Annotated in this window: 29 protein-coding genes and 1 tRNA gene; 15 read left to right on the plus strand and 15 right to left on the minus strand. The window is 76.3% G+C overall.

The genetic code is table 11. The features are described from left to right. The first annotated feature begins 15 nt into the window (after nucleotides 1–15). The 5 genes from der to J5O08_RS01785 all read left to right on the plus strand — a co-directional run bounded on the left by der (nucleotide 16) and on the right by J5O08_RS01785 (nucleotide 5,070). Complete coding sequence (der, locus tag J5O08_RS01765) at nucleotides 16–1,569, plus strand: ribosome biogenesis GTPase Der (RefSeq protein WP_218705106.1); 1,554 nt, start codon at nucleotides 16–18, stop codon at nucleotides 1,567–1,569. After that, nucleotides 1,566–2,684, plus strand: a complete 1,119-nt coding sequence (locus J5O08_RS01770) for a hypothetical protein (RefSeq protein ID WP_308281247.1) — start codon at nucleotides 1,566–1,568, stop codon at nucleotides 2,682–2,684. Before der ends, J5O08_RS01770 begins: the two co-directional genes overlap by 4 nt. A 210-nt stretch (nucleotides 2,685–2,894) precedes the next feature. Further along, nucleotides 2,895–3,665, plus strand: coding sequence for a GntR family transcriptional regulator (locus J5O08_RS01775; RefSeq protein ID WP_218705107.1), 771 nt, complete (start codon nucleotides 2,895–2,897; stop codon nucleotides 3,663–3,665). Next, on the plus strand, nucleotides 3,662–4,948 hold the full coding sequence (locus tag J5O08_RS01780) for an MFS transporter (RefSeq protein ID WP_308281248.1): 1,287 nt from the start codon (nucleotides 3,662–3,664) through the stop codon (nucleotides 4,946–4,948). The genes J5O08_RS01775 and J5O08_RS01780 overlap by 4 nt, the downstream gene beginning before the upstream one ends. A gap of 48 nt (nucleotides 4,949–4,996) precedes the next feature. Continuing rightward, nucleotides 4,997–5,070, plus strand: a tRNA-Pro gene (locus J5O08_RS01785). Nucleotides 5,071–5,124: 54 nt separating this feature from the next. Here the strand turns inward: J5O08_RS01785 and J5O08_RS01790 are convergent. Together J5O08_RS01790 and helR are read right to left on the minus strand one after the other, a co-directional pair. Continuing rightward, nucleotides 5,125–5,532 (minus strand): DUF1232 domain-containing protein, encoded by a 408-nt coding sequence (locus J5O08_RS01790; RefSeq protein ID WP_218705108.1) that lies wholly within the window; start codon nucleotides 5,530–5,532, stop codon nucleotides 5,125–5,127. A gap of 139 nt (nucleotides 5,533–5,671) precedes the next feature. Beyond that, nucleotides 5,672–7,843 (minus strand): RNA polymerase recycling motor ATPase HelR, encoded by a 2,172-nt coding sequence (gene helR, locus J5O08_RS01795; protein ID WP_308281250.1) that lies wholly within the window; start codon nucleotides 7,841–7,843, stop codon nucleotides 5,672–5,674. 188 nt (nucleotides 7,844–8,031) lie between these two features. Between helR and J5O08_RS01800 the strand changes: the two genes are divergently transcribed. From J5O08_RS01800 to J5O08_RS01810, 3 genes are all read left to right on the plus strand, one after another. Further along, the gene (locus J5O08_RS01800; RefSeq protein ID WP_218705110.1) at nucleotides 8,032–8,733 is read left to right on the plus strand and encodes a hypothetical protein; all 702 of its coding nucleotides are present in this window, start codon (nucleotides 8,032–8,034) and stop codon (nucleotides 8,731–8,733) included. Nucleotides 8,734–8,780: 47 nt separating this feature from the next. Further along, a complete protein-coding gene (locus J5O08_RS01805) occupies nucleotides 8,781–9,347 on the plus strand; it encodes an adenylyl-sulfate kinase (protein ID WP_218705111.1) in 567 nt (188 codons plus the stop codon). Between the two features lie 95 nt (nucleotides 9,348–9,442). Then, the gene (locus tag J5O08_RS01810) at nucleotides 9,443–9,661 is read left to right on the plus strand and encodes a DUF2945 domain-containing protein (protein WP_147796654.1); all 219 of its coding nucleotides are present in this window, start codon (nucleotides 9,443–9,445) and stop codon (nucleotides 9,659–9,661) included. Between the two features lie 7 nt (nucleotides 9,662–9,668). On the opposite strand, the gene J5O08_RS01815 is transcribed toward J5O08_RS01810, so the two are convergent. Beyond that, nucleotides 9,669–9,908, minus strand: coding sequence for a hypothetical protein (locus J5O08_RS01815; RefSeq protein WP_218705112.1), 240 nt, complete (start codon nucleotides 9,906–9,908; stop codon nucleotides 9,669–9,671). A gap of 290 nt (nucleotides 9,909–10,198) precedes the next feature. On the opposite strand from J5O08_RS01815, the gene J5O08_RS01820 reads away from it, so the two are divergent. Beyond that, nucleotides 10,199–10,540, plus strand: a complete 342-nt coding sequence (locus tag J5O08_RS01820; RefSeq protein WP_218705113.1) for a hypothetical protein — start codon at nucleotides 10,199–10,201, stop codon at nucleotides 10,538–10,540. Between the two features lie 33 nt (nucleotides 10,541–10,573). Here J5O08_RS01820 and J5O08_RS01825 read toward each other — a convergent pair whose 3' ends face one another. Further along, nucleotides 10,574–10,954: an HNH endonuclease gene (locus J5O08_RS01825; RefSeq protein WP_218705114.1), complete on the minus strand. Its 381-nt coding sequence runs from the start codon at nucleotides 10,952–10,954 to the stop codon at nucleotides 10,574–10,576. A 67-nt stretch (nucleotides 10,955–11,021) separates the two neighbouring features. Further along, the gene (locus J5O08_RS01830) at nucleotides 11,022–11,591 is read right to left on the minus strand and encodes a TetR/AcrR family transcriptional regulator (protein ID WP_218705115.1); all 570 of its coding nucleotides are present in this window, start codon (nucleotides 11,589–11,591) and stop codon (nucleotides 11,022–11,024) included. A gap of 82 nt (nucleotides 11,592–11,673) precedes the next feature. Here J5O08_RS01830 and J5O08_RS01835 point away from each other — a divergent pair, with 82 nt between their 5' ends. From J5O08_RS01835 to J5O08_RS01845, 3 genes are read left to right on the plus strand one after another with little or no spacing between them, the layout of a single operon-like run. Beyond that, nucleotides 11,674–12,921: an MFS transporter gene (locus tag J5O08_RS01835; protein ID WP_308281251.1), complete on the plus strand. Its 1,248-nt coding sequence runs from the start codon at nucleotides 11,674–11,676 to the stop codon at nucleotides 12,919–12,921. 27 nt (nucleotides 12,922–12,948) lie between these two features. Continuing rightward, entirely contained in the window at nucleotides 12,949–13,551 is a 603-nt protein-coding gene (locus J5O08_RS01840; RefSeq protein WP_218705117.1) for a DUF1349 domain-containing protein, read from the plus strand. 30 nt (nucleotides 13,552–13,581) lie between these two features. Beyond that, a complete protein-coding gene (locus J5O08_RS01845) occupies nucleotides 13,582–14,067 on the plus strand; it encodes a hypothetical protein (RefSeq protein WP_218705118.1) in 486 nt (161 codons plus the stop codon). A gap of 18 nt (nucleotides 14,068–14,085) precedes the next feature. On the opposite strand, the gene J5O08_RS01850 is transcribed toward J5O08_RS01845, so the two are convergent. After that, nucleotides 14,086–14,712, minus strand: a complete 627-nt coding sequence (locus J5O08_RS01850; protein WP_218705119.1) for a dihydrofolate reductase family protein — start codon at nucleotides 14,710–14,712, stop codon at nucleotides 14,086–14,088. 236 nt (nucleotides 14,713–14,948) lie between these two features. Between J5O08_RS01850 and J5O08_RS01855 the strand changes: the two genes are divergently transcribed. Continuing rightward, nucleotides 14,949–15,296 (plus strand): hypothetical protein, encoded by a 348-nt coding sequence (locus J5O08_RS01855; protein ID WP_218705120.1) that lies wholly within the window; start codon nucleotides 14,949–14,951, stop codon nucleotides 15,294–15,296. A 33-nt stretch (nucleotides 15,297–15,329) separates the two neighbouring features. Here the strand turns inward: J5O08_RS01855 and J5O08_RS01860 are convergent, their stop codons facing one another. The 3 genes from J5O08_RS01860 to J5O08_RS01870 form a co-directional block, all read right to left on the minus strand. Continuing rightward, nucleotides 15,330–16,316: a hypothetical protein gene (locus J5O08_RS01860; RefSeq protein ID WP_218705121.1), complete on the minus strand. Its 987-nt coding sequence runs from the start codon at nucleotides 16,314–16,316 to the stop codon at nucleotides 15,330–15,332. Next, nucleotides 16,313–16,972: a SigE family RNA polymerase sigma factor gene (locus tag J5O08_RS01865; RefSeq protein ID WP_218705122.1), complete on the minus strand. Its 660-nt coding sequence runs from the start codon at nucleotides 16,970–16,972 to the stop codon at nucleotides 16,313–16,315. The genes J5O08_RS01860 and J5O08_RS01865 overlap by 4 nt, the downstream gene beginning before the upstream one ends. A 126-nt stretch (nucleotides 16,973–17,098) precedes the next feature. Further along, on the minus strand, nucleotides 17,099–17,386 hold the full coding sequence (locus tag J5O08_RS01870; protein ID WP_217615216.1) for a helix-turn-helix transcriptional regulator: 288 nt from the start codon (nucleotides 17,384–17,386) through the stop codon (nucleotides 17,099–17,101). Between the two features lie 68 nt (nucleotides 17,387–17,454). On the opposite strand from J5O08_RS01870, the gene map reads away from it, so the two are divergent. Beyond that, nucleotides 17,455–18,222, plus strand: a complete 768-nt coding sequence (gene map, locus J5O08_RS01875) for a type I methionyl aminopeptidase (protein ID WP_218705123.1) — start codon at nucleotides 17,455–17,457, stop codon at nucleotides 18,220–18,222. A 39-nt stretch (nucleotides 18,223–18,261) separates the two neighbouring features. Beyond that, complete coding sequence (locus tag J5O08_RS01880; RefSeq protein WP_218705124.1) at nucleotides 18,262–18,774, plus strand: MarR family winged helix-turn-helix transcriptional regulator; 513 nt, start codon at nucleotides 18,262–18,264, stop codon at nucleotides 18,772–18,774. A gap of 91 nt (nucleotides 18,775–18,865) precedes the next feature. Here the strand turns inward: J5O08_RS01880 and J5O08_RS01885 are convergent, their stop codons facing one another. From J5O08_RS01885 to J5O08_RS01910, 6 genes are all read right to left on the minus strand, one after another. Next, a complete protein-coding gene (locus tag J5O08_RS01885) occupies nucleotides 18,866–19,939 on the minus strand; it encodes an alkene reductase (RefSeq protein ID WP_218705125.1) in 1,074 nt (357 codons plus the stop codon). A 76-nt stretch (nucleotides 19,940–20,015) separates the two neighbouring features. Beyond that, on the minus strand, nucleotides 20,016–20,573 hold the full coding sequence (locus J5O08_RS01890; protein WP_255589093.1) for a DUF664 domain-containing protein: 558 nt from the start codon (nucleotides 20,571–20,573) through the stop codon (nucleotides 20,016–20,018). 56 nt (nucleotides 20,574–20,629) lie between these two features. After that, the gene (locus tag J5O08_RS01895) at nucleotides 20,630–21,394 is read right to left on the minus strand and encodes a phosphotransferase (protein WP_308281254.1); all 765 of its coding nucleotides are present in this window, start codon (nucleotides 21,392–21,394) and stop codon (nucleotides 20,630–20,632) included. A gap of 56 nt (nucleotides 21,395–21,450) precedes the next feature. Continuing rightward, nucleotides 21,451–22,902 (minus strand): MATE family efflux transporter, encoded by a 1,452-nt coding sequence (locus tag J5O08_RS01900; RefSeq protein ID WP_218705126.1) that lies wholly within the window; start codon nucleotides 22,900–22,902, stop codon nucleotides 21,451–21,453. Between the two features lie 132 nt (nucleotides 22,903–23,034). Then, nucleotides 23,035–23,475, minus strand: a complete 441-nt coding sequence (locus tag J5O08_RS01905) for a MarR family winged helix-turn-helix transcriptional regulator (protein ID WP_218705127.1) — start codon at nucleotides 23,473–23,475, stop codon at nucleotides 23,035–23,037. A gap of 55 nt (nucleotides 23,476–23,530) precedes the next feature. Next, nucleotides 23,531–23,932 (minus strand): pyridoxamine 5'-phosphate oxidase family protein, encoded by a 402-nt coding sequence (locus J5O08_RS01910; protein WP_218705128.1) that lies wholly within the window; start codon nucleotides 23,930–23,932, stop codon nucleotides 23,531–23,533. Between the last annotated feature and the right edge of the window lie 5 nt (nucleotides 23,933–23,937).

Here is a 23,937-nt window from a genome sequence, read left to right on the forward strand (position 1 = left end):
GGGAGAATGGTGCGCATGCGTGACAGCGAGCCGGCCCAGTCGACCACCTCCGAGGACCCCGCCGTGGAGCTCGACGACCTCCAGGACGGCCCCGCCGAGCCCTTCGACGGCACGGACGTGACCGCGGAGGCGGAGGACGACGAGGCGCGCGAGCGCGCGCTGCGGGCCGGGCTGGACGACTACGAGCTCGAGGACGACGACGTCGCCCTGCTCTCGGGCGACGAGGGCGCGGACGACGAGGACGGCTCGCACCTGGCGCTCCCCGTGCTCGCCGTGGTCGGGCGCCCGAACGTCGGCAAGTCGACGCTGGTCAACCGGATCCTCGGCCGGCGCGAGGCTGTCGTCGAGGACAAGCCGGGCGTGACGCGCGACCGCGTGTCCTACCCCGCCGAGTGGGCCGGTCGCCGGTTCACGCTGGTCGACACCGGCGGCTGGGAGGTCGACGTCGCGGGCATCGAGGCGCGCGTGGCCGAGCAGGCCGAGGTCGCGATCTCGCTGGCCGACGCCGTGCTGTTCGTCGTCGACGCCACCGTCGGCCCGACGGCCACCGACGAGCGGGTCGTGCGCCTGCTCCGCAAGTCCGGGAAGCCGGTCGTGCTGTGCGCCAACAAGGTCGACGGCCCGCGCGTCGAGGCCGACGCCGCCGAGCTGTGGAGCCTGGGCCTCGGCGAGCCGCACCCGGTCTCCGCCCTGCACGGCCGCGGCACCGGCGACCTGCTCGACGCCGCGATGGCGGCGCTGCCGACCGTCTCGCAGCACGCCACCGCCCGTCCCGGCGGCCCGCGCCGCGTCGCCCTGGTGGGCCGCCCGAACGTCGGGAAGTCGTCGCTGCTCAACAAGGTGCTGGGCACCGACCGGGTGGTCGTCGACGACACCGCCGGCACCACCCGCGACCCGGTCGACGAGCTCGTGGAGCTCAAGGGCGTGCCGTGGTGGTTCGTCGACACCGCCGGCATCCGCCGCCGGGTGCACCAGACGTCCGGCGCCGACTTCTACGCCTCGCTGCGCACGCAGGCCGCGATCGAGAAGGCCGAGGTCGCCGTCGTGCTCCTCGACGCGTCTCAGCCGCTCACCGAGCAGGACACCCGCGTCATCCAGCAGGTCATCGACGCCGGGCGCGCGCTGGTCATCGCGTACAACAAGTGGGACCTCATGGACGAGGACCGCCGGCCGTACCTCGAGCGGGAGATCGAGAAGGAGCTCGTGCAGATCCAGTGGGCGCCGCGGGTGAACATCTCCGCGCGGACCGGCTGGCACACCGACCGGCTCGTCCCCGCGCTCACGCGGTCGCTGGAGTCCTGGGACACCCGCATCCCCACCGGCAAGCTCAACGCGTTCCTGGGCGAGCTCGTGGCGGCGCACCCGCACCCGCTGCGCGGCGGCAAGCAGCCGCGCATCCTGTTCGCGACCCAGGCCTCGACGCGCCCGCCGCGGTTCGTCATCTTCGCGACCGGCTTCCTCGAGGCGGGCTACCGCCGGTTCATCGAGCGCCGGCTGCGCGAGACGTTCGGCTTCGAGGGCTCGCCGATCTCGATCTCGGTCCGCGTCCGGGAGAAGCGCAAGCGGTGACCCGCGGCGCGGAGGTCGAGCGGACGGGCCACCGGACGGCCGCGGCGGACCGGCACCACGTGCGGCGGCGGTCGCCGGTGCTCGTGCTCGGCCTGCCGCGCGACCCTGCCGGGCCGCGGCACGTCGCCGGGTTCCTGGCCGTCACGGTGCTGACCGTGCTGGTGACCCGGGGGCTGCTCGCGCTGACCGGGTTCCCACAGCTGGGCGGCGACGGCCTGCACATCGCGCACGTCCTGTGGGGCGGGCTGCTGATGGCGGTCGCGGTCGTCGCGGTGCTGTCCTGGGCCGGCCCCGTGGTCCGGCCGCTGGCCGCGCTGGTCGGCGGCATCGGGTTCGGGCTGTTCATCGACGAGATCGGCAAGTTCGTCACGTCGGACAACGACTACTTCTACGAGCCGACCGCGTCGCTCATCTACGTCGTCGTGGTCGTGCTGGTCCTGGTCGGCGAGGTGATCCACGGCCGGCGGCGCGACCCGCACGAGACGCTCGCGGCCGCCGCGGACCTCGCCGTCGCCGGGCTGGCGGGCGGGTTCTCGCCGCGCGCCCGGCGCCAGGCGCGGGAGCTCGTGGCCGGCGCCGGCGACGTCCGGGGCGCGGCCGAGGTCCGGGCGCTGCTCGACGTCGTCGAGGACGACGCGCGGGAGCTGCCCGACCCGATCAGCGCCGTGGCCCGCGCCGTCGTGACGGCGTCCCGGCGCGTGGTGCGCGTCCGGTGGCTGCCGCGGGTGACCGTCGGCGTGCTGGCGCTCGTCACGCTGTACACCGTCGTGCGGGGGACCGTGCTGGTCGCGACCGGGGCGGACCTGCCCTGGTGGGCGATGGTCGGGCTGCTCGCCAGCGGCGCCGCGTCCCTGGTGTGCTCCGTGGTGGGCCTGCGGCTGGTCGGCGACGACCGGGTGCGCGGGTACGAGTGGTTCCGGCGCGCGGTGCTCGTCAACCTGCTGCTGAGCCAGATCTTCCTGTTCCGGATCGACCAGTGGAGCGCGGTCACCGGCCTCGTGGTCGATCTGCTGCTGCTCGGCGTCGTGGCGGCGGAGCTCGACGTGCTGCGCGGTCGGTCGGGGGAGCACGACGTCGCGGGCGAGGCGGCGGAGGACACGGCGCCGGCGCGCTGACGCCCGCCGGACCGCTCGGCCTCACGCGCGACCCGAACACCCGGGCGACTCGGCACCGCGGCCTACTGTTTCCGGCCCGACCCACTGCGATCGTGGTAGGTCGCGCCGGAAGCCGTAGGCGGCGCGGGTCGCGGGCGCGGGCAGGGCCCCGTCCCAGAGGCGGCGCACCCGATTTGGTTCTGGGATGCGACTGAGATACATGTAGTAACCATGCAGTCCACCATCCCCACGCCGGCACCACCCGCGGCCGAGGTCGCCTACCGGCACGTCAAGGACGCGTTGCTGTCCGGGCGGCTGCCCGCGGGGGAGATGGTCAGCGAGGGCGGCGTCGCCGCCGAGCTCGCGATGAGCCGCACGCCCGTCCGCGAGGCGTTCCTGCGGCTGTCGACCGAGGGCTGGCTCCGGCTGTTCCCGAAGCGCGGAGCGCTGGTGGTGCCGGTCGCGCCCGGCGAGGCCGAGGCGGTCGTCGAGGCGCGGCTGCTGCTGGAGTCGCACGCCGTGGACGTCGTCGTGGGGTCCACGGCGGCCCGCGACGCGCTGACCGCCGAGCTGCGCGGGTTGCTCACCCGGCAGCGGGACGCGGTCGCCGCGGGCGACCTGGCGACCTACGCCGAGCACGACGCCGCGTTCCACCTGGCGGTCGTGGCAGCGGGCGGGAACGACCTCCTCACCGGGTTCTCGGTCACGCTGCGCGAGCGGCAGCGGCGGATGGTCGCGCTCTCCGTCGGCGCCGCGGGGGAGCGCGCGCCGGGGTTCGTCGAGGGGCACGAGGCGCTGGTCGCGGCGATCGAGGCGGGCGACGCGGCGGCGTTCCGGGACCGGCTGCGTGAGCACCTGCACGGCGCGCACCTGGCCTCCGCGCACCCGCGTGCCGGCGGCGCGGTCGACCGGGACAGCGGCGCGGCCAGCCGGCCGGACGACCCCGGCGCGCCGGGCGCGGGCGACCCGTCGGGCGCGGAGCGGGACGGCGGCGCGCGGTGACCGCCACCGGCACGACCACCACCGGCACCACCGCCACTGCCGCACCCCGCGACCCGGTCGCCCCGGCCGAGCCGCACCCGCGCGCCTGGCTCCGCGTCGCGGCGCTCATGTTCGCCGTCGCGTGGGGCGGCAACGAATTCACGCCGCTGCTCGTGATGTACCGCGAGGTCAGCCACCTCTCGGCGCTCACCGTGAACGTGCTGCTCGGCGCGTACGTCCTCGGCATCGTCCCGGCCCTGCTGATCGGCGGGCCGCTGTCGGACCGGTTCGGCCGGCGACCGCTCCTGCTGCCCGCCGCGCCGCTGGGCGTCGTGGGGTCGCTCGTGCTCGCGCTCGGCCCGGCGTCCGTGCCGGCTCTCGCGGCGGGCCGGGTGCTGTCGGGCCTCGCCCTCGGGCTGGTGATGGCGGTCGGCACCACCTGGGTGGCGGAGCTGTGCGCGGCCACCGGGCAGCCGCAGGCGGGCGCGCGGCGGGCGTCGCTGGCGCTGACGTCGGGCTTCCTGCTCGGCGCGGGCGTCGCGGGGGCGCTGGCCCAGTGGGGGCCGTGGCGCACCGGCACCCCGTACCTGCTGCACGCCGCCGTGACCGTGCTGGCCCTGGTCGCCGTGCTGGCCGTCCCGGAGACGCACCCGGCCCGGCCGGCCGGCGCGCGCACCCGGCTCCGCGACGACCTGCGGGTCCCGGCCGTCGGGCACCGGCGGTTCCTCCGGGTCGTGCTGCCGCTGGCGCCGTGGGTTTTCGGCGCCGTCGGCTCGGCCTACGCGGTGCTCCCCGGCCTGATGCGCGAGCACGCGGGCGGGATGCCGATCGCGTTCTCCGCGCTGCTGACCGTGGTCACGCTGGCGGTCGGCCTCGCGGTGCAGTCGGTCGCCCGGCTCGTCGACACCCGGCACAGCGCCCGCGCCTCGGTGGTGGCGCTGGTGATCCTCGTCGTCGGGATGGCGCTGGCGGCGCGGGCAGCGGCGACGCTGTCGCTGCCGGTCGTGCTGCTCGCCGCCGCGGTGCTGGGCGCGGGGTACGGGCTCGCTCTGGTCGCGGGCCTGTCCGAGGTGCAGCGCATCGCCACGCCGGAGGACCTCGCCGGGCTGACGGCCGTCTACTACTCGGCGGCGTACCTCGGGTTCTTCGTGCCCGCGACGCTCGCCTGGCTGTCGACGCGCTGGACCTACCCGGAGATGTTCCTGGCCGGGCTGGGCGTCGCGGTCGTCTGCCTGGTGGTGGTGGCGACGGCGTGGCGCGCCCATCTGCCGGCGGGGGACGGCGGGACCGTCCGGATACGGTAGAGTTTCCGAGGCTCCTGCGGGGGCCGCCGAGGTCCTCTCGAGGACCATCGGGCTGTGGCGCAGCTTGGTAGCGCACTTGACTGGGGGTCAAGGGGTCGCAGGTTCAAATCCTGTCAGCCCGACGTGGAAGCCCTGGTGGGAGAGATCCCACCAGGGCTTCGTCGTTCCCCCGGGCGTCAGCCGGGCAGCCGCACCAGCCGCCGCACGGCCGCCAGCCCCTCGGGCGAGCCCGGCCAGTGCCGGTCGAGCGCCTCGGGCCCCGCCCGACGCACGACCGACCGCAGCACCAGGGCCACGACGAGCGCGTCGTCCGCCCAGCCGAGCACCGGGACCACGTCCGGCACGAGGTCGACCGGCAGCGCCAGGTAGCCGAGCAGCAACCACAGCCGGACGCGCACCCCGCGCGGCAGCGCGCGGTCGCCCGCCAGTCGTCGGACCAGGCGCACGACGTCCGGCAGCAGGCGGAGCGCCTCACGCAGCCGCGGCTCGTCGGGGCGGGTCGCCCAGAGCACGGCGACCAGCGCGAGCCACAGCAGCAGCACGCCCCCCAGGACGCCGAGCAGCGCCCACGCCCAGTCCGGCACGGCCCGTCAGCGGCGGGTGCCGTCGCGGGAGCCATCGCGCGCGTCCGCCATCGCGGGCCCTCCCGGGGTCGTCGGCCGGGCGGTGCGCCCCGGCCACGGGCGACGGTACCCGGACGAACCCGAAGCCCGCGGCGCCCGCTCACTCCCCGGTCAGCACCACCAGCCGCTGCGTCGCCCGGGTCATGCCGACGTACCGGTCCACGGCCCCGGTGACGCCATCGCCCCAGCGCTGCGGGTCGACGAGCACGACGAGGTCGAACTCGAGCCCCTTCGCCGCGGCCGGCGACAGCGACCGGACCCGAGGCGCCCCGGCGACCTCCCGGTCCGCGCCGATCACGCACGCCACGCCCTCGTGCTCGGCGAGCCACGTCCCGAGGAGCGCGTCCAGCTCGCCGACGGTGCCGTACGCCACGGGCACCCCGGTGCTGCGGACCGACGTCGGCACGTTCGCGTCGGGGAGCGCCGCCCGGATCACCGGCTCGGCCGCCGCCATGACCTCGGCGGGCGTGCGGTAGTTGATCGACAGCGACGCCACCACCGGGTCGCCCAGCCCGACGCGGCGCAGCCGCGCCGCCCAGGACTCCGTGAACCCGTGCCGCGCCTGCGCCCGGTCGCCGACGACGGTCAGGCTGCGCGACGGCGACCGGCGCAGCAGCATCTGCCACTCGGCGTCGGACAGCTCCTGGGCCTCGTCGACGACCACGTGCGCGAACGGGCCGGCCAGCCGGTCGGTGCCGGTGCGGGCGTCCTCGGGGTCGCCGAGCAGGGCGTGCTCGAGGTCGGCGCCGCGGAGCATGTCGAGCATGCCCTCCTGCTCGCCGTCGCGGTCGGCGGCGATCAGGTCGTCCGCGACGCGCGCCCGGTACTCGCGCTCGGCCGCCGCCTCGGCCTGCCGGCGGTGTCGGCGCCGCGACGCCCCGGGGTCGCCGAGCCGGTGCCGGGCGGCGTCGAGCAGCGGCAGGTCGGCGTCGGTCCACGCCCGCGGGTCGGGGCGCTGCAGCAGGGCGACCTGCTCGGGTGCCAGGCCCGGCGCGCACAGCCGGAGGTACGCGGGGACGGACCAGAGGTCGGCCACCAGGTCCGCCGCGTCGAGGAGCGGCCATGCGCGGTTCAGCGCGGCGACCAGGTCCGCGTGCCGGCGCAGGGCGCGGCGGAGCAGGTCGTCGGGGATCTCGTCGTCCTGCTCGCGGGCCTGCTCCGCGAGCAGGTCCACCAGGGCCTCCTCGATCACGTCGCGGGCCTCGTTGTGCGGGGTGCCCGGGTCCGGCGCGCCGAACGCCTGCGCCCAGTCCTCGGGGCCGAGCCACAGGTCTGCCCACGGCGTCTCGACCAGCAGGCCGTCGGCGGGTGGCCGCTCGGAGAACCGCACGGCGGGCTCGATCGCGCGGACCAGGTCGAGGGTGCCCTTGAGGCGCGCGACCTCGGGGTCGGGCTCGGGTACCGCGGTGGCGCCCTCGACCACCAGGTCGCGCAGCACGCAGGTCCGCGCGCCGTCTTCGCCGAGGTTCGGCAGCACGTCGGCGACGTAGTCGAGGTAGGGCCGGCTCGGACCGACGACCAGGACCCCGCCGCGGCGATGGTCGACCAGCGGGTCGGCGTAGAGCAGGTACGCGGCGCGGTGCAGGGCGACGACGGTCTTGCCGGTGCCGGGCCCGCCGTCGACGACGAGCGTCCCGCGCGAGCCCGCCCGCACGATCGCGTCCTGGTCCGCCTGGATGGTCCCGAGCACGTCGCGCATCCGCGCGGTGCGGCTGGCGCCCAGGCCGGCGATGAAGGCGGACTCGTCGTCGAGTGCGGCGCCGGCGGCGTGCCCGGCGGCGCCGTCCCCGGCGAGCACCTCGTCCCAGTAGTCGGCGACCCGGCCCCCGGTCCACCGGTACCGGCGCCGCGCCGCCACGCCCATCGGCCGGGCCCGGGTCGCGGCGAAGTACGGCTCGGCGGCGGGGGACCGCCAGTCGACGAGCAACCGGCGGCCGTCAGCGTCGGTGAGCCCGAGGCGGCCGACGTAGACGGGCTCGCCGCCGTCGTCCGGGGTGAGGCGGCCCAGGCACAGGTCCATCCCGAACCGCCGCAGCGCGCGCAGGCGGTTCGTGAGCCGACGGACCTCGGCGTCGCGGTCGAGGGTCTGCTGGCCCCGGCCAGCGGGCTGCCGGCGGACGGCGTCGAGCCGCTGCGCGAGGTCGGTCGTCGCGGCGTCGAGGGCGGCGGCGATCTCGGCGAACCGGCGCTCGTCGTCGGCGATCAGGGCGGGGTCGGCCTTGGCGGCGAGGCGGTCGGGCAGGTGGAAGGCGGGGGTGGCGGTGGCGGTCACGGGGCTCCTCGGGGGCGCGCTGGGGGGCGGTGCGCCGAGGATTCTGGGCCCGGGAGGGGGCCTTGCGGCAAGACCCCCGCCGCGCTGTACGTTGAGAGTGGCGGAGGCGGCTCCCGCGACCATGGCTTAGGGTTCCCTGGGTCTCGCCTGTGTCTGCACCAGGCACTTCGCCCTCGGAAGGTCTCCCCGTGCGCTTGCCGTCCCTCGCCGTGCCCGCTGCCGCCCTCGTCCTCGCGCTCGGCCTCGCCGGCTGCTCCGCGGGCCAGCCGAAGGAGAAGGACCGCGAGCCCGCCGCCGGCGCCTCGGCCGCGCCGAGGGACGTCGAGACCGGCCCGCTCGAGGTCGACTACGAGGTCGAGGCGGTCGACTTCGGCGCCGCCGGTGCCGTCACCGCACCGGGCACGGCTCTCGCCCTCGGCCAGCCGGCGTGGCTGAACCAGACCGAGACCTACGGCGACCAGGAGGTCAGCGGCGGGGTCGGCGTGGCCGTGCTCCAGGTCAGCGAGCTCGACGCCGCGCTGTTCGACCAGTTCAGCAACGCCGAGGAGTTCGAGGGCTACACCCCGTACGCCGTGATCACGCAGCACCAGTGGCTGTACGACACCCCGGAGGGCTACGACCCCGCGACGGTCGACCTGTTCCCGCTCGACGCGACCGGCGCCGACACCGAGTACCTCACCAGCGGGTTCTCGCTGAACTCGCCCGGCGACTCGTGCGGCCTGCTGCTCCCGGAGTACGACGAGGAGAACCGGGTCCTGGTGTCGTGCTTCGTCGCGCTGGCCAAGGACGGCGCCGTCGTCACCTCGGCCGAGTACAACGGCGAGTCGTACCAGTCGTTCATCGCGTCGTCGGACAACCCCTACTTCCCGTCGCCCGTCACCTGGAAGTGACCGGCGAGGGGCGGCGGGGGACCCGCACCCGGCCGTAGCGTGAGGCCGTGACCTCCGCACCGGGACCCGCGACCCCGCCCGCCGCGCCGCCCGACCCGGGCGCGCTCCTGCTGACCGGCACCGTCGGCGCGGGGAAGAGCACGACCGCGCAGCACGTCGGAGAGCTGCTCGCCGAGCGCGGGGTGCCGCACGCGGTGGTCGACCTGGACGAGCTGCGCCGGTCCTGGCCCGCCCCGCCCGGCGACCCGTTCCAGCAGGACCTGGAGCTGGAGAACCTCCGGGCGGTCGCCGCCGTCTACCGGCGCCGGGGCGCGTCGCGTCTCGTGCTGGCCGGGGTCCTCGAGGACCGGGGGTCCCGCGCGGTGTACGAGGACGCCGTCGGGGTGCCCCTGACGGTGTGCCGGCTGCGGCTTGCGGTCCCGGCGATCCGGGACCGGCTCGACGCGCGGCACGCCGGGTACCCGGCGGTGCTCGCGTGGCACCGGCACCGCGCGGGCGAGCTGCACGCGATCCTGGAGGACGCGCGCGTCGAGGACGCCGTGGTCGATGTCGAGGGCCTCGCGCCGGCCGAGGTCGCCGCGGCGGTGCTCCGGGCGGTGGGCTGGGAGGCGTAGCCGGTCCGAGCCGCCGGGCGTCCTCGCCGTGCCTCCGCACGCGCCGCGTGGTCGACTGGCGCGGACCGCACGTCGTCGCACGGGAGGACCGCACCATGGCCGAGCCGATCCACGTCGGGGACCGGGTGTCCTGGAACACCTCGCAGGGCCGCACGCACGGCACGGTCGTCGAGCGGCGCACCGCGGACTTCCAGCACGACGGCCAGAAGTTCACCGCGTCCGACGACGAGCCCGCCTACCTCGTGGAGTCCGAGAAGACCGGCGCCCGCGCGGCGCACAAGGGGTCGGCGCTGCGCCGGCTCGCCTCGGACTGACCCCGGGTCAGCGCGACGCGAGCACCTGGGCGAGCCCGACCCCCGACTTCCCCGCGTACTCGACCCACACGGTGTACGCGCGGCCGGCGGCCTGGTCGCCGACCCAGCGCTGCACCGCCGGCAGGTCTGGCGCGGCGAAGATCCGGAACTCCTCGGTCGCCCCGTAGGCGCCGACGAAGTCGACCCGGTACGTCGGCTGGTCGTCGACCTCGACCGCGTACCGGGGGTCGGTGTGCTCCGTGCGCATCGCGTCCTCCTCGCGTCGTGGGCCGGCCTGCCCCGGGGACGGGGCACGTCGGCCGCGGTGGCGGCGCCGTCGCCGCCCGCTCCCGATGCTGCTCCTCGGCCGGGTCGTGCGGGCGGGCCGTTGGTCGCACGCGCGTGTGCGGTGCGTCACAGGGCGTGCCTCCGTGGTCGTGCGGGAAGCTCTGCCGGATCCGCACAGGATCGGCACAGGGACGGACGGCGCCCGACGCGGCCGCGCGCCTACCGTCGGCGTGGACGCCCTGATGAGGGGCTCAGGCAGACGGAGGGACCATGCGGGCAGGTCGAGGGCGTGCGGCCGTCGGGGTCGTCATGGGGGCGGGCCTGCTCGCCCTCGCGGGCTGCGCCTCGGGGGCGGACATCGAGATCAACAACCGCGCCGACGGGGACGTCACGGTGCGGCTCGGGGACGACGAGCAGACCGAGGTGACCGACGACGGCGGTGCCCTGCTGCTCGACGTCACCGAGTGCTACGCCTCGCCGGCGGTGGTCACGTACACCGACGGCCGGGTCGTGGAGCTCGACGACGACGTGTGCCCCGGCGACCTGCTCCGGGTGACGGACGACGACGTCGTGCTCGTCCGTGCGGCCGACCGCGTCGAGGCGGGTGCGTAGCGCGCGGGGCGTTCCTGCCGCCGCCCGCACACGTCAGCGCCGCAGCCGCCGCAGCTGCGCCGCCACGTAGGCGCGCGCCCGGCGCTGGCCGCCCCGCTCGGCGATCGCCGCCGCGAGCGCGTCGAGCGACCGCTCCACAGCCGCGCCGTCGGGCTCCCACCCGCGGCGCGCGCACTCCTCGAGCCACTCGACGACCCCGCGGTGCCCGCGCTCGGCGTTGCACCGGCGGCAGGCCGGCACCTCGTTCTCGAGCCACGACGGCCCGCCCTTGGCCCGGGGGACGAGGTGCTCGCGGGTCGGCGGCACGAGCGGGCCGAACCCGCGCCCGCACCAGACGCACCGGGCGCCGTCCCGCTCGACCGGGAGGCGCAGCCGCTCGGCGCGCGGGGCGCGACGCGGGCCGGCGGGGGTCATGGGCCCGACGGTACGTCCGGCGCGGCACCGGGGCGCGGTCGACCGCACGCGCGCGCGGGTCCCGGGGTCAGGGGCGGTCGGAGAGGCCGTGCACGATCGCGTGCACGGTCGCGGCCACGAGCGCCCGGTCGGTGGGCGCCGCGTCGAAGCTGCGGTGGATCGGCCAGCCCTCCACGAGCACGTCGAGCGCGCGGCAGACGTCCTCGGGGAAGTGCCGGGACAGGCTGTCGCGGCTCCGCAGGACCCAGTCCCGCGCGAGCGCCTGCACCTCCGGGTCGTGGTTGGCGTAGGCGTACATCTCGAAGATCAGCGTCATCTCCCGCTCGGACGCGTACGCCGGCCCGCAGATCAGCTCGACCACCGCGGCCTCCGCCTCGTCGCGGTCCCGCGCGCCGACGAGCGTCCGGCCGTAGAACGCCGACATCGCGTCGACGAGCCGGGCGAAGGCCGCACCCAGGATGTCGTCGAGCCCGGAGAAGTAGTAGGTGAGCGAGCCGAGCGGGACGCCCGCGCGCGCCGCGATGCGCCGGTGGGTGGTGCCGTGCACGCCCGCCTCGGCGACGACGTCGAGCGCGGCGTCGAGGATGCGCTCCCGACGCCCCGGGTCGTTGGGGACCTCCCGCCGCGTGCCGCTCACCCGCCCATCTTCCCCGACGGACGCGCACGACGAAGTGTGTACGCTTGTACAGTCTTGCTCAGCCGCCCGAGGAGCCCCACCCGTGCCCGCCAGCCTCACCGCGCGCCGGAACGCCCTGTTCCTGCTGTTCTTCCTGCCCGGCCTCACGATCGCGTCCTGGGTCACCCGCACGCCGGACGTGCGCGACCTCGTCGGCGCCTCGACGGCCGAGATGGGGCTGATCCTGTTCGGGCTGTCGGCCGGGTCGATGGTCGGCATCCTGTCATCCGGCGCCCTCGTCGCCCGGCGGGGGACCCGTCCCGTCATGCTCGCGGGCACCGTCTCCGTCGCGGTCGGCGCCGCCGTGATCGGCGTCGGGGCGGCGCTCGGCTCGGGGCCGCTCGTCGCGGCGGGACTGGCGCTGTTCGGGCTCGGCATGGGCGGCGGGGAGATCGCGCTCAACGTCGAGGGCGCGGAGGTCGAGCGCGGGCTCGGGCGGTCCACGATGCCCGCCATGCACGGCTGCTTCAGCCTCGGGACGGTGGTCGGCGCCGTGGCCGGCATGGTCCTGACGGCGGTCGGGTTCCCGGTCGTCGCGCACCTGGCCGTGGTCGCGGTCGTCGTCGCGGTCGCGCTGGTGCCCGCGATCCGGGTGATCCCGGCGGGCGTCGGTGTGCGGGCGCCCGCGGCCGCCGTGGCCGCGCACGGGGCAGTCGTCGTTGCGCGGCGCCCCGTGTGGCGCGACACCCGCCTCGTCATGATCGGCGGCATCATCCTCGCGCTCGCGCTGGCCGAGGGGACCGCCAACGACTGGCTGCCGCTCGTCATGGTCGACGGCCACGGGTTCGACGCCGCCCTGGGCTCCGCGGTGTACGCGGCGTTCGCCGCGGCGATGACGCTCGGCCGGTTCGTCGGCGGCCGGTTCGTCGACCGGTTCGGGCGCGCCGCCGTGCTCGCCGTCAGCGCGGTCGTCGGCGCGGTCGGGCTGGCGCTCGTCATCTTCGTCGACCACCAGGCGGTGGCCGCGGCGGCCGCGGTGCTGTGGGGCCTCGGCGCGTCGCTCGGGTTCCCGGTCGCGCTGTCGGCGGCCGGCGACACCGCGGCGCCCGGTGAGGACGCCACCGCGCGCGTGTCCCTCGCGGCGACCATCGGCTACGTGGCGTTCCTCGTCGGCCCGCCGGCGCTCGGCTTCCTCGGCGACCACTACGGCCTGCGGCACGCGCTGATCCTGGTGCTCGTCCTGGTGGCCGCCGCGACCTTCCTGACCCCGGCGGCCCGCACCCGTGCCGCCCAGCACGGCACCGACCCCGTGCCCGGCCGGCCGGCCGAGCGCGCCGACCTGCCGGCCTGACCCGCCGCGAACCCGAGGAGCACCCCCGTGACCAGCACGCACGTCCCTGGCGTCCCCTTCGCTCTCGAGCCCGTCGGCGACGTCCGGTGGCGCGTCGAGGACCACGCGGTCGCCGCGACCGCCGCCCCGCGGACCGACGTCTTCGTGGACCCGGCGGGCGGTCCGCCGGTCCTCAGCGCGGCACGCCTGGTGGGCGAGCTGCCCGACGGCGACTTCCAGCTCCGCTGCCGCGTGACGGTCGACGTCAGGAGCACCTTCGACGCCGGGGTGCTGCTGCTCTGGTTCGACGACGCGCACTGGGCCAAGCTCTGCCTCGAGGGCGCACCGGGCGGGCAGCCGATGGTCGTGTCGGTGGTGAACCGCACCGTGTCGGACGACGCGAACGCGGTGGACGTCGCCGGGCGGTCGACCTGGCTCCGGGTGTCCCGCACCGGGTCCGTGTTCGCCTTCCACGCGTCCGTCGACGGCATCGCCTGGCGGATGGTGCGGCTGTTCGCGCTCGACGTGCCCGGCGTGCGGCCGCGGCTCGGCTTCGAGGTGCAGTCCCCGACGGGCGACGGGTGCGAGGTCGCGTTCTCCGAGATCGAGTTCACGGCCGCCACCCTCACGGATCCGCGGAACGGCTCCTGACGGCGGGCCGTGGCCGCTAGGGTCGCGACCATGACCAGGGGACCCGCCGCCCGCACCGGCGCCGCGCTCGTCGTCGTGCTGGCCGTCACGGGGTGCTCGGGCCCGCCCGGGCCGTCGCAGGACGAGGTCACCGCCTGGATGGACGCGCAGGACGACGCGGAGGTCGACGGGCTGCTCGGCAGCGCCACGGGTCGCGTCGACCCCGGCGATCCCGAGCCGTCGGACGCGACCACGGGGGAGATCACCCTGTCGTTCCAGGCCGCCGCGCGGCTCGACGGCGTGCGGCTGTCGTGCCTCGGCGACGGCGTCCTCGACTTCGACGTGTACGTGACGACGGCCGCGGGCGCCGGTGCGACGCGGACCGAGGTGGTCGCGTTCCCCGACGTGCCGTGCGGGGCGGACGCCCAGGACGAGCAGATCACCGCGAGCGACGTCGTGAGCGTCGGCGTCACGGGCTCCGGCGTGGAGCACGCGGGTGCGTGGCACGCGCTCGTGCTGGGCTCGGCGCCGGCCTGACCCGCCCGGCAGCGGTCCTCAGGCGTCGGGGTGCGGGGCGGAGCCGGCGTACTCCGGGCGGCCGGCGGGCTCGTACGTCTGCACGGTGACGCCGCCCGGCGTCGTCCGGGACGCCACGAGCGTCAGCCGCAGGTCCGGGCCGTCCTGCGGGAACAGCCGCGTGCCCTGGCCGACGACGACCGGGTAGACGAGCAGGGTCATCCGGTCGACGAGGCCCTGCGCGAGCAGCCACCGGACCAGCACCCCGCTGCCCGGGACGAGCAGGTCGCCGTCGCTTTCGGCGCGGAGCCGGCCGACGGCCGTGGCGAGGTCGCCCGCCAGGACCGTCGTCCCGGTCCAGGCCGGGTCGGTCAGCGTCGTCGAGGCCACGTACTTCGGCCGGTCGTGCAGCGCCGCGGCGATCGGGTGCGACCCGGGGTCGGCGAACGCGCCCCAGTACCCGGCGAAGTTCTCGTACGTCCGCCGCCCGAGCAGGAACGCCGCCGCGGCGCCGTACTCGGCGGCGACCAGGTCGCCCACCGCCGGGTCGCCGGAGCCCAGCGCCCACCCGCCGCGCGTGAACCCGCCGCGGGTGTCCTCGCCGGAGCCGCCCATGCCCTGCATCACGCCGTCCAGGGAGACGTGCGTGCTCGTCGTCAGCCTCATCGTCGGGGCTCCTCCCGTGCTGCGGGCCGTCCCGCTGACTGTAGGCCCGCTCGGCTCGCGGACGCCGAAGTCGGTGGTTCCCGCCGAGGTCGGTGCTTCCAAGCACCGACCTCGGCCCGAAGCACCGACCTCGGCGGCGGGCGTCGGTCGCCCGGACCCCTCGTCGCCCTCGGTTGCCGGAGCCGGCCGCCCGCGCCACGATGCGGGCACGTGCTTCCGGAGCCGAGGAGACCGCCGTGACGTTCGACCCGTGGGGCCTGTTCAGCATCGTCGTCATCTTCGGGGTCGTCCTGCTCACGCGGGTCGTCGTGCGCCGCGCGACCGCCGGCCAGCAGCCCGACTACCACGAGGAGGGGCGGCGCATCCGGGACATGACGCCGCTGGCGAAGGCGGTCGCGGTGCTCGCTGGCATCGCCCTCGTCGGCGTGGTGGTGACGCGGTCGCTCGACCCGGTGCCCGGGCTGTTCTGGGTGTGCGTGACCGTCGTGATCGGGTGCGGGGTGGTCGTCGGCATCAGCGAGCACCGCCGGGTGCGCCGTGACCCCCGGTTGCCGGAGTACCGCGGGGAGCGCCCGCCGACCTGAGTCGGCCCTGCGGGTGCGGGGCGCCCCCACGGGCTACGGGATCTCGGGGTGCGCCGCGAGGTAGGCCTCGGCGACGGGGACGACGGCCCGCATGTGCGCGATCCGCGCGTCCAGCTCGTCGCGGAACAGCATCAGGACCGGCGCCTGCGCCGCGGCCTCGGCGTCCGCCATCCGGGGCACGAAGTCGACCTCGGTCTTGCACCCCACGTCCGTCACCGCGAGCGCGACGCTGTCCCGGTCCCACCGGCTGGTGGTCGCCCCCGCGACGGCGTAGCCGCTGTCGCCGCCCGCCGGCTCGAGACCGTACCGGGCGAGGCACGCGGTCCAGTCGGCGACCGCGGTGCGGCTCTCCTCGGACGCCGCCGCGATCTCGTGCGCGTGGAGCAGGGCGTCCGCGAGCTCGTAGCTCCCGTCGAGCTCCGGGCTCATCGCGCGCACGGCCTCCGTCCGGCCGCACGCCTCCCACACGGCCATGGGCACGTCGGGGTCCACGGCGCCGGCGGAACGGCCGCCCTCCGGCGGCACCGCGTAGCCGTACGTCTGCGCCTCCTCGAGGTCCCACACGCCGAACGTCCGGTCGCTCGGCGGGTCGCCGGGGATCGCCGTCTCCCAGGCGATCGGCCGGCCGACCTCCGCCTCGGCGCAGCGCTTCATCTCCCAGCTCCTGGCCAGGCCCACGGTCGCCCACTCCTCGGCGGTCAGGTCGTACCGGGCCATCGGGAACGTGATCGTCCCCGCCTCCGGGTCGACCTGGGCGTGCAGGTCGGCGTCGGCCGGGCTGGGCGCTGGCGTCGACGTGCCGGCGGGTTGGAGGTCGCCGGGCGGCGCGTCGAGCGCGCGGACCCCGGACCACGCCCCGGCGACCGCGAGCGCCGTCGCCGCCAGGACCGCACCCCCGCGGGCGAGGCGTCGCCGCCGACCCCCGCGCACGACCGCGGCCACGTCGACGGACATCGCCGGCATCTCGGCGTCCGCCCGGGCTCGCAGGCGGCGTGCGAGGTCGTCGTCCTGGACGCTCATCGGTCGCTCCCGTCCCGGGCGGCGCCCGTGTCGGTCTGGTCCGGGGACCGGTCCGCGGAGAGGACGACGCGGAGCGCCGCCATCGCCCGGGAGGCGGTCGACTTCACGGTCCCCGCGCTGACGCCCAGGTCCTCGGCGACCTCGGCCTCGGAGAGGTCCAGGAAGTGCCGCAGGACGACGACCCGGCGCTGGCGCGGGGTCAGCGTGGCGAGCGCGCGCACGAGCTGGTCGCGGTCGCCGGTGCGGTCGCTCGCCGACCGCCCGTGCAGCGGCGTGTCCTCGGGGGACACCTCGTCGGGTGGGACGAGCACCTCGCGCCGTCGGCGTCGCCAGTGGTCCACGCGCAGGTTCGCGAGCACGCGCCGGGTGTAGCCGAGCGGGTCACGCTGCCGGACATGGCCCCAGCGGCTGTAGGTGCGGACCAGCGCCTGCTGCACGAGCTCCTCGGCCTGGTGCCGGTCCCCGCAGAGCAGCCACGCGGTGCGCAGCAGGTCGGTCTGGTGCTGCCGGACGAACTCGGTGAACTGCCGGTCGCGGTCCAGGGCGACGGGGGCGACCTCGTCGGCGGCGGCGGCCGGGGCTACCGGTGCCGGTGGCGCGTGCCCGGCGGCCTCGAACCTCTCGCGCAGGAAGTCCACGCCGTCCGCGCTGCTCATCGTGGTCACACCGTAGAAGACGCAGCGGCGCGAGGATCGGTTGCGTCGGGGCGCGCCCCTCGTCGCCGGGGGCGGCGGTCGTGCCTCGGACGTGGGGGCCAGCGCGGGGGCCTGCCGCGCCGGCGGTCAGGACGCGATGCGCGCTCCGCCGGCCACGAGGGCGGGCTCCTCGGTGCGGCGCAGCTCCGCCCACACCGCGTCGAGCGACAGACCGAGCACCTCGGCGACGGCCGCGACCGTGGGGAACGCCGGGGTGGCGACCCGGCCCGACTCGATCTTGCGCAGCGTCTCGGGAGACACCCCGGCGTCCAGCGCGACGGCGAGGACCGTTCGCTCGCCGCGGGCCCGCCGCAGCAGCGCGCCGAGCCGGCGGCCGCGCTCGACGTCGTCCGGGGTGAGCGGGAGCCTGACCATGATCGGGATTCTAGTACCGGGATAGTATGGACGGGATAGTTATCCGCAGGATGCTGGAAGGCCGCACCATGATCGAGATCCTCAGCCCCGCCGAGCTGGACCGCGCCCGCGCGACCGGCGCCCTGGTGGCGTCCATCCTGCGCACCGTGCAGGAGCGCAGCACCGTCGGGACGAACCTGCTGGAGATCGACCGGTGGACGAGGGCGATGATCGCCGACGCCGGGGCCGAGTCCTGCTACGTCGACTACGCGCCGTCGTTCGGGCGCGGGCCGTTCGGCCACTACATCTGCACCTCGGTCAACGACGCCGTGCTGCACGGGAAGCCGCACGACTACACGCTGGCCGACGGCGACCTGCTGACGCTCGACCTCGCGGTGTCGCTGGACGGGATCGTGGCCGACTCCGCCGTGAGCTTCGTCGTCGGGAAGACCCGGCCGGCCGAGAGCCTGGCGCTGATCGAGGCCACCGAGCGGGCGCTGGACGCGGGCATCGCCGCCGCGGGGCCGGGTGCCCGCATCGGCGACCTGTCGCACGCGATCGGCAGCGTCCTCACCGACGCCGGGTACACCGTCAACACCGAGTTCGGCGGGCACGGCGTCGGGTCGACGATGCACCAGGACCCGCACATCGCGAACACCGGCCGGGCCGGGCGCGGGTACACCCTACGACCGGGGCTGCTGCTGGCGATCGAGCCGTGGGTCATGGCCGACACCGACGAGCTGGTCACGGACGCCGACGGCTGGACGCTGCGCAGCGCGACCGGGGCGAGGACCGCGCACAGCGAGCACACGGTCGCGATCACCGAGGACGGGGTCGAGGTCCTCACGCTGCGCTGACCCGCCCGGGTGCGAATTCGAAGCACCTAGGATGTCCGCATGACCGACACGCCGCCGCCCACCCTGGACCCCGTCGAGCTCGGCGCCTACTTCGCGCTCATCGAGGTGAGCAGCCTCCTCCGGCACACCGTCGAGCAGCAGCTCCAGGAGGTCGGCGGCCTGAGCTACGTCCAGTTCCAGCTCCTGGCGACGCTCGGTGACGCCCCGGAGGGCAGCCGGCGGATGACGGACCTGGCCGACGGCGTGGTCTACAGCCGCAGCGGCCTGACCTACCAGGCCGGCCTGCTCGAGAAGGCCGGCCTGGTGACGCGAGCGCCGTCGCCGGACGACGAGCGCGGCGTCACGGTGACGATCACGCAGGCGGGCCGCGACGTGCTCGCCCGGGTGTTCCCGGGGCACATCGGCGTGGTCCGGGACCTGCTCGTGGACCCGCTGGACCGCACGGACGTCGAGTCGCTCGCGCGGGTGCTGGGCACCGTGCGGGACCACCTGCGGGCGAACCCGCCGCGCTCGGCGGCGCCGCGCCGCCGTGGGCGGGCGTCCCAGGCCTGACACCGGGGCGGGCGGCCGACCGCGCGAGACGTCGCCCGCGGCGGCGCGGTCACAGGGCGCCCGGCCGCGACCGGGCGCCCTGGGGGACTCGTCAGGCCGCGGCGGTCGGGTAGTCCGTGTACCCCTCGGCGCCGGCGGCGTAGAAGGTCGCCGGGTCCGGCGCGTTCTCGCCGAGGTCCCGCGCCCAGCGCGCGACGAGGTCGGGGTTCGCGATCGCCGCGCGACCGACGGCCGCCAGGTCGACGACGCCCTCCTCGACCAGGCCGACCGCCTCGTCCCGCGTGGTGTTGACGGCGAAGCCCGAGTTGCCGATCAGCGGCGCGCCGACCCGTCGGCGGATGCCCTGGACCAGGTCGCCGCGCAGGTCGCGGTGCAGCACGTCCACGAACGCGAGGCCCAGCGGCGCGAGCCCGTCCGCGAGCGCCGCGTAGGTCGCCGCGGTGACCTCGGGGTCGGTCTCGACCGCGCCCTGGATGTCGTGCTCGGGCGACAGGCGGATTCCGGTCCGGTCGGCGCCGATCTCCGCGGCAACGGCGCTGACGACCTCGATCGCGAGCCGCGCCCGGCCCTCGGGGGTGCCGCCGTAGCCGTCGGTCCGCAGGTTGCTGGCGGGGGAGAGGAACTGGTGGATCAGGTAGCCGTTGGCGCCGTGCACCTCGACCGCGTCGAGCCCGGCGTCGACGGCCCGGCGCGCGCCGGCGACGAAGCCGCGGACGACCTCGGCGATCTCTTCGGTGCCGAGGGCGTGCGGCACGGGGTGCGCCGCCTTGCCGGTGGGCGTGCGGATCTCGCCGGGCGCGGCGACGGCGCTGGCCGAGACGACGCGGGCGGCGCCGGTGACGTCGGGGTGCGCGATGCGCCCGCCGTGCATGATCTGCATCGCGATGCGCCCGCCCGCGGCGTGCACGGCGTCGGCGACCCGGGCCCAGCCGGCGGCCTGCTCGGCGGTCTCGATGCCGGGCTGCCCGGTCCAGGTGCGGCCCTCGATCACGGGGTACGTGCCCTCGGTGAGGACGAGGCCCATGCCGGCGCGCTGGCGGTAGTGCTCGACGAGCAGGTCGCCCGGCACCGCCGACTCACCGGCGCGGAGCCGGGTCAGCGGGGCCATGACGACGCGGTTGGCCAGCGCGACGCGGCCGACGGTGGTGGGGTCGAAGATCTTCACGCACGACCCAGCGCCTCGCACGCGCGCGCTGTTCCGTGACGTGCGCCACCGGAAGGCGCCCCCGCGAGGTCCCGGGTCACTGGCCGACGCGACCGTCGATGCACTCGCGCAGCAGGTCGGCGTGCCCGCAGTGCCGGGCGTACTCCTCGATCCGGTGCACCTGCAGCTCGCGCACCGCGATGCCGCCGGCGCCCAGCCGCTCGCCCGGGTCGGGGTGCGCGGCGAGGGCGGCGTCGGTCGCTGCCTGCTCCCGCGCGAGGTCCGCGAACGCCGCCGTGACGAGCGACGGGTCGGGTGCAGCGCCCTCGAAGTCGCCGTCGGCGCCGCCGTACAGCCGGGGCGGCTCCGCGCCCGGCGTGATCCAGCCTCGCCAGTCCCGCTCCACCTCGGCCAGGTGCCGGACGAGGCCGAGCAGCGACAGCGTCGACGGCGGGACCGACCGGCGGGCGAGCTGCTCGGCGTCGAGGTCGTCGCACTTCATCAGCAGCGTCGCCCGGTACCGTCCGAGGTAGTCGACGAACGTCGGCAGCTCCCCGTCGGGGCTCACGCCGTCGCTGTTCCGCGGGTCGTCGGCGGGGTCGACCCACATGTCGGGGTACACGGTCGCCCGGGTCCACCGGGTGGGGCGGTCCATGCCGCCATGGTCGTCCGGTCCGCCGCGGAGGTCGAGGTGTTTCCCGCGGCCCGGGCTCAGCCCTCGTCGCCCGCGGACGCGAGCTGCGCCGCGCGCGCCTCGACCCACGCGGCGTCGTCGAGGTACAGCCCGACGTGCCCGAGCAGCCGCTCGTCGCCGTCGGCGCGCGACCGGGTGAACCGCGCGAGCTCCCGCAGCCGCACCGGGACGACCGGGACGACGTCGCGCGGCCGGACGCCGCCGTACTCCCGGCACAGCAGCTCGAGCCGGCGCCGGCGCTCGGCGAGGGGGACGGGGACCGCGTCCGCGCCCGCCGGGCCGAGCGGGACCAGCCGGTACGCGAGGTACGCGAGGTCCCAGGTGCGCGGTCCCGGCGCGGCGGTGTCCCAGTCGATCAGCGCCACCGGGCGCCCGTCCCGGAACACCATGTTGTCCGGCGAGGTGTCGCTGTGGCAGACCACCTCGGCGGGATCGTGCTCCGGGAGCCGCCACGTGGCGCCGGTCCGGTCGAACGACGCCGACGCGTCGTGCACGCGCCGGAGCAGCGCGGCGGCGTCGGCGAGCACGTCGTCGTGCCACACCCACGCCGGCAGGGGGTAGGCGGGGACTTCGCCCGGGACGAGGCCGGTCACGTCCCGGCCCCGGTCGTCGACGCCGAGCGGCTCCGGCACCCCGGGGACGCCCGCCGCGCGCAGGTGCGCGAGCAGGCGCTGCACGGTCGGGGTCCAGGGGCCGCCGGCGCGCCGCACGGTGTCGCCCGCGCGGACGGCGCCGCCCATGCCGCCGCCGGGGAGCCGGGTCTCGGCGGTCGTCTGGTCCACGCCGCCATCGTCGCGCCGCCCGGACCTGCGCGGCCAGCGCATTCCCGCGGCCGGCCTCACGCAGCCGCGGCCGCGAGCGCCTCCTCGGCGCGCTCCGGGCTGCCCTCCGACAGCCCGCGGTCGATCGCCCGCCGGGTCATCAGCAGCAGCACCGTTCCGGCCGCGAGGACCGCGACCTCCGTGACGGTCAGCGCCCAGATGATGCCCGGCAGCCCGAACCAGAGGTTGCCCAGCAGCACGACGGGCACGAACAGCACGCCCTGCGTCACGGACATGACCGTGGCCGCCAGCGCCTGGCCGGTCGCCTGGAACAGCGAGGTGATGAGCCCGGTGAAGCCGTTGGCGATCATCGCGGTCAGCTGCGCCGCCAGGACCGTGACGCCCAGCGCGAGCACGGAGCGGTCGGTGAGGAACGCGGCCAGCACCGTGTCGCGGAACAGGAACACCACCGCCGAGAAGAGCAGGGCGACCCCGCCGACCGCGACGGCCGAGGTCCGCAGCGCCGCGGTGAGCCGCGCCCGGTCGCCCTTGCCGTAGGCGTAGGCGAGCAGCGGCAGCACCCCGAGCGTCACACCCATGACCAGGAACTCCGGCACCTGGGCGATCCGCACCGCGACGCCCATCGCGGCGAGCGGCCCGTCGCCGTACCCGGCGGCGAGGTTGTTGAGCACGAGCGCGGTGACGATGAGGAACGCGGACTGCAGCAGGGTGCCGACGCCGACGCCGAGCACGGGCTTGAGCACGCTCGGGGCGAGGGCGAACCACCGCGGGGCCAGGCTCATCTGCGTGCTGTTCCGGGTGAGCCACACCGCGAAGTAGCCGACGGACACCAGGTTCGCGAGGCCGACGGCCAGCGCCGCTCCCGCCACGCCGAGGTGCAGGCCGAGGATGAACAGGGCGTCCAGCGCCACGTTGGCGACGGTCGAGGCGATCAGGCCCGTCATCACCTGGCGGGCGGCGCCCTCGGCGCGCACCAGCTGCTCGAGGCAGACGGCCGCGGCGAGGACGGGGACGAACGCGAGCAGGATCGCGACGAACGTGGTGGTCGCGTGCCGCGCCGCCCGGTCCGCCCCGAGCAGCGAGACCACCGGGTCGAGGAGCAGCAGCGCGGTCCCGCCGAGCAGGACGCCGGCTCCGACGGTGCCCCAGAGCGCGAACGCGGAGACGCGCCGGATCTCGTCGCCGCGGGCCCCGTCGTGCTCGGCGGCCCCGAGGAGCCGGGACACGAGCGCCCCGCCGCCGACGCCGAAGACGTTCCCGATCGCCATGACCAGCGCGAGCACCGGGGAGCCCAGGGTCACGGCGGCGAGCAGGGCGTCGTCGTGCAGGGAGCCGATGAAGCCGGCGTTGACGACGTTGTACAGGGCGCCGGCGATCATCGCCGCCGCCATCGGCACGCACAGGTGCACGAGGGCGCTGACGACCGGCGCGGAGGAGAGGAACCACCGGTCGGTGCCGGGGGCGTCGGCCGGGGTGGCGGCGTCGGGGGTGGGGGTCGTGGTGCGCATGGCTGCTCCGTTTCAGGGCAGGGCGAAGCGCGCGGCGGACGCCGCGTGGGTGCGTGGGGTGGGGGAGGCGCGCGAGGGCGCGGGGTGCCGCCGCGCGGACGGGCCGCGCGGTGGGGACGGGTCAGGGGGCTGTCAGTCCCGCGTCGGGCGGGGGAGTGCGGCCGTGACCTTCTGGAGCAGGGCGTGCAGGGTCGCACGCTCCTCGGGGTCGAGCGGGGCCAGGAGCGTGTCGTCGGCCGCCTCGACCGCGGCGGCGAAGCCCGCCACGAGCTCGGCGCCCTCGGGCGTGGCGTGCACGCGCTTGCTGCGCTCGTCGCCCGGCTCGGTGCGGCGCTCGACCAGGCCGCGCGCCTCCAGGCCCTTGAGCAGGCTCGAGACGCTGGCGGCACTGGTCCGGGTGATCGCGGCGATGTCGCGCTGGATGGCCCCGGGGTTCTGCGCCAGGTAGCCGAGGACGAAGGCCTGCTCGTGGCTGAGCCCGCGGGTGCGGACCCAGTCCTCGCCGGCCTTGCGCTGGGCCCAGCCGATCCAGCGGACCAGGTCGAGGGTCGTGGTGAGCTCGGGCGCGTCCATGTGCAGAAACCTAAGTGTTAGGTCTCTAACTGTCAACCGTCGAACTGAGGGCGCCTCAGGCGAGGTCGCGCGACGACATCGCCCGGTCGACCGCGACCCGCAGCACGACCCGCTCGACGGCGGGGTTCGGCGGGCGGTACCGCCGCTCGTAGCGGCGCAGCGCCTCGGCGACCTCGGCGGGGTCGTCGGCGACCTCCACCGTGCCCTCGAGCGTGAGCCACCGGCGGCCGTCGACCTGGCACAGCACCGCGCGTCCCGGGCCGTCGGCGCCGCCGCGGCGCGCGTTCACGGCCTTCTGGGTCGTCGGCCTCGTGGTCACGCGCGCCACGCCCGCCTCCGCGTCCCAGGTGAACGCCACGGGCACGACGTGCGGGCTCCCGTCGGCACGCAGGGTGGTGAGCGTCGCGAGGTGGCGCTCCGTGACGAACGCGAGCCGGGCGGGGGAGAGGCGGAGCACGCGGG

The sequence above is a fragment of the Cellulomonas sp. PS-H5 genome (assembly GCF_019265565.1).
In the GTDB taxonomy this organism is placed as follows: Bacteria; Actinomycetota; Actinomycetes; order Actinomycetales; family Cellulomonadaceae; genus Cellulomonas.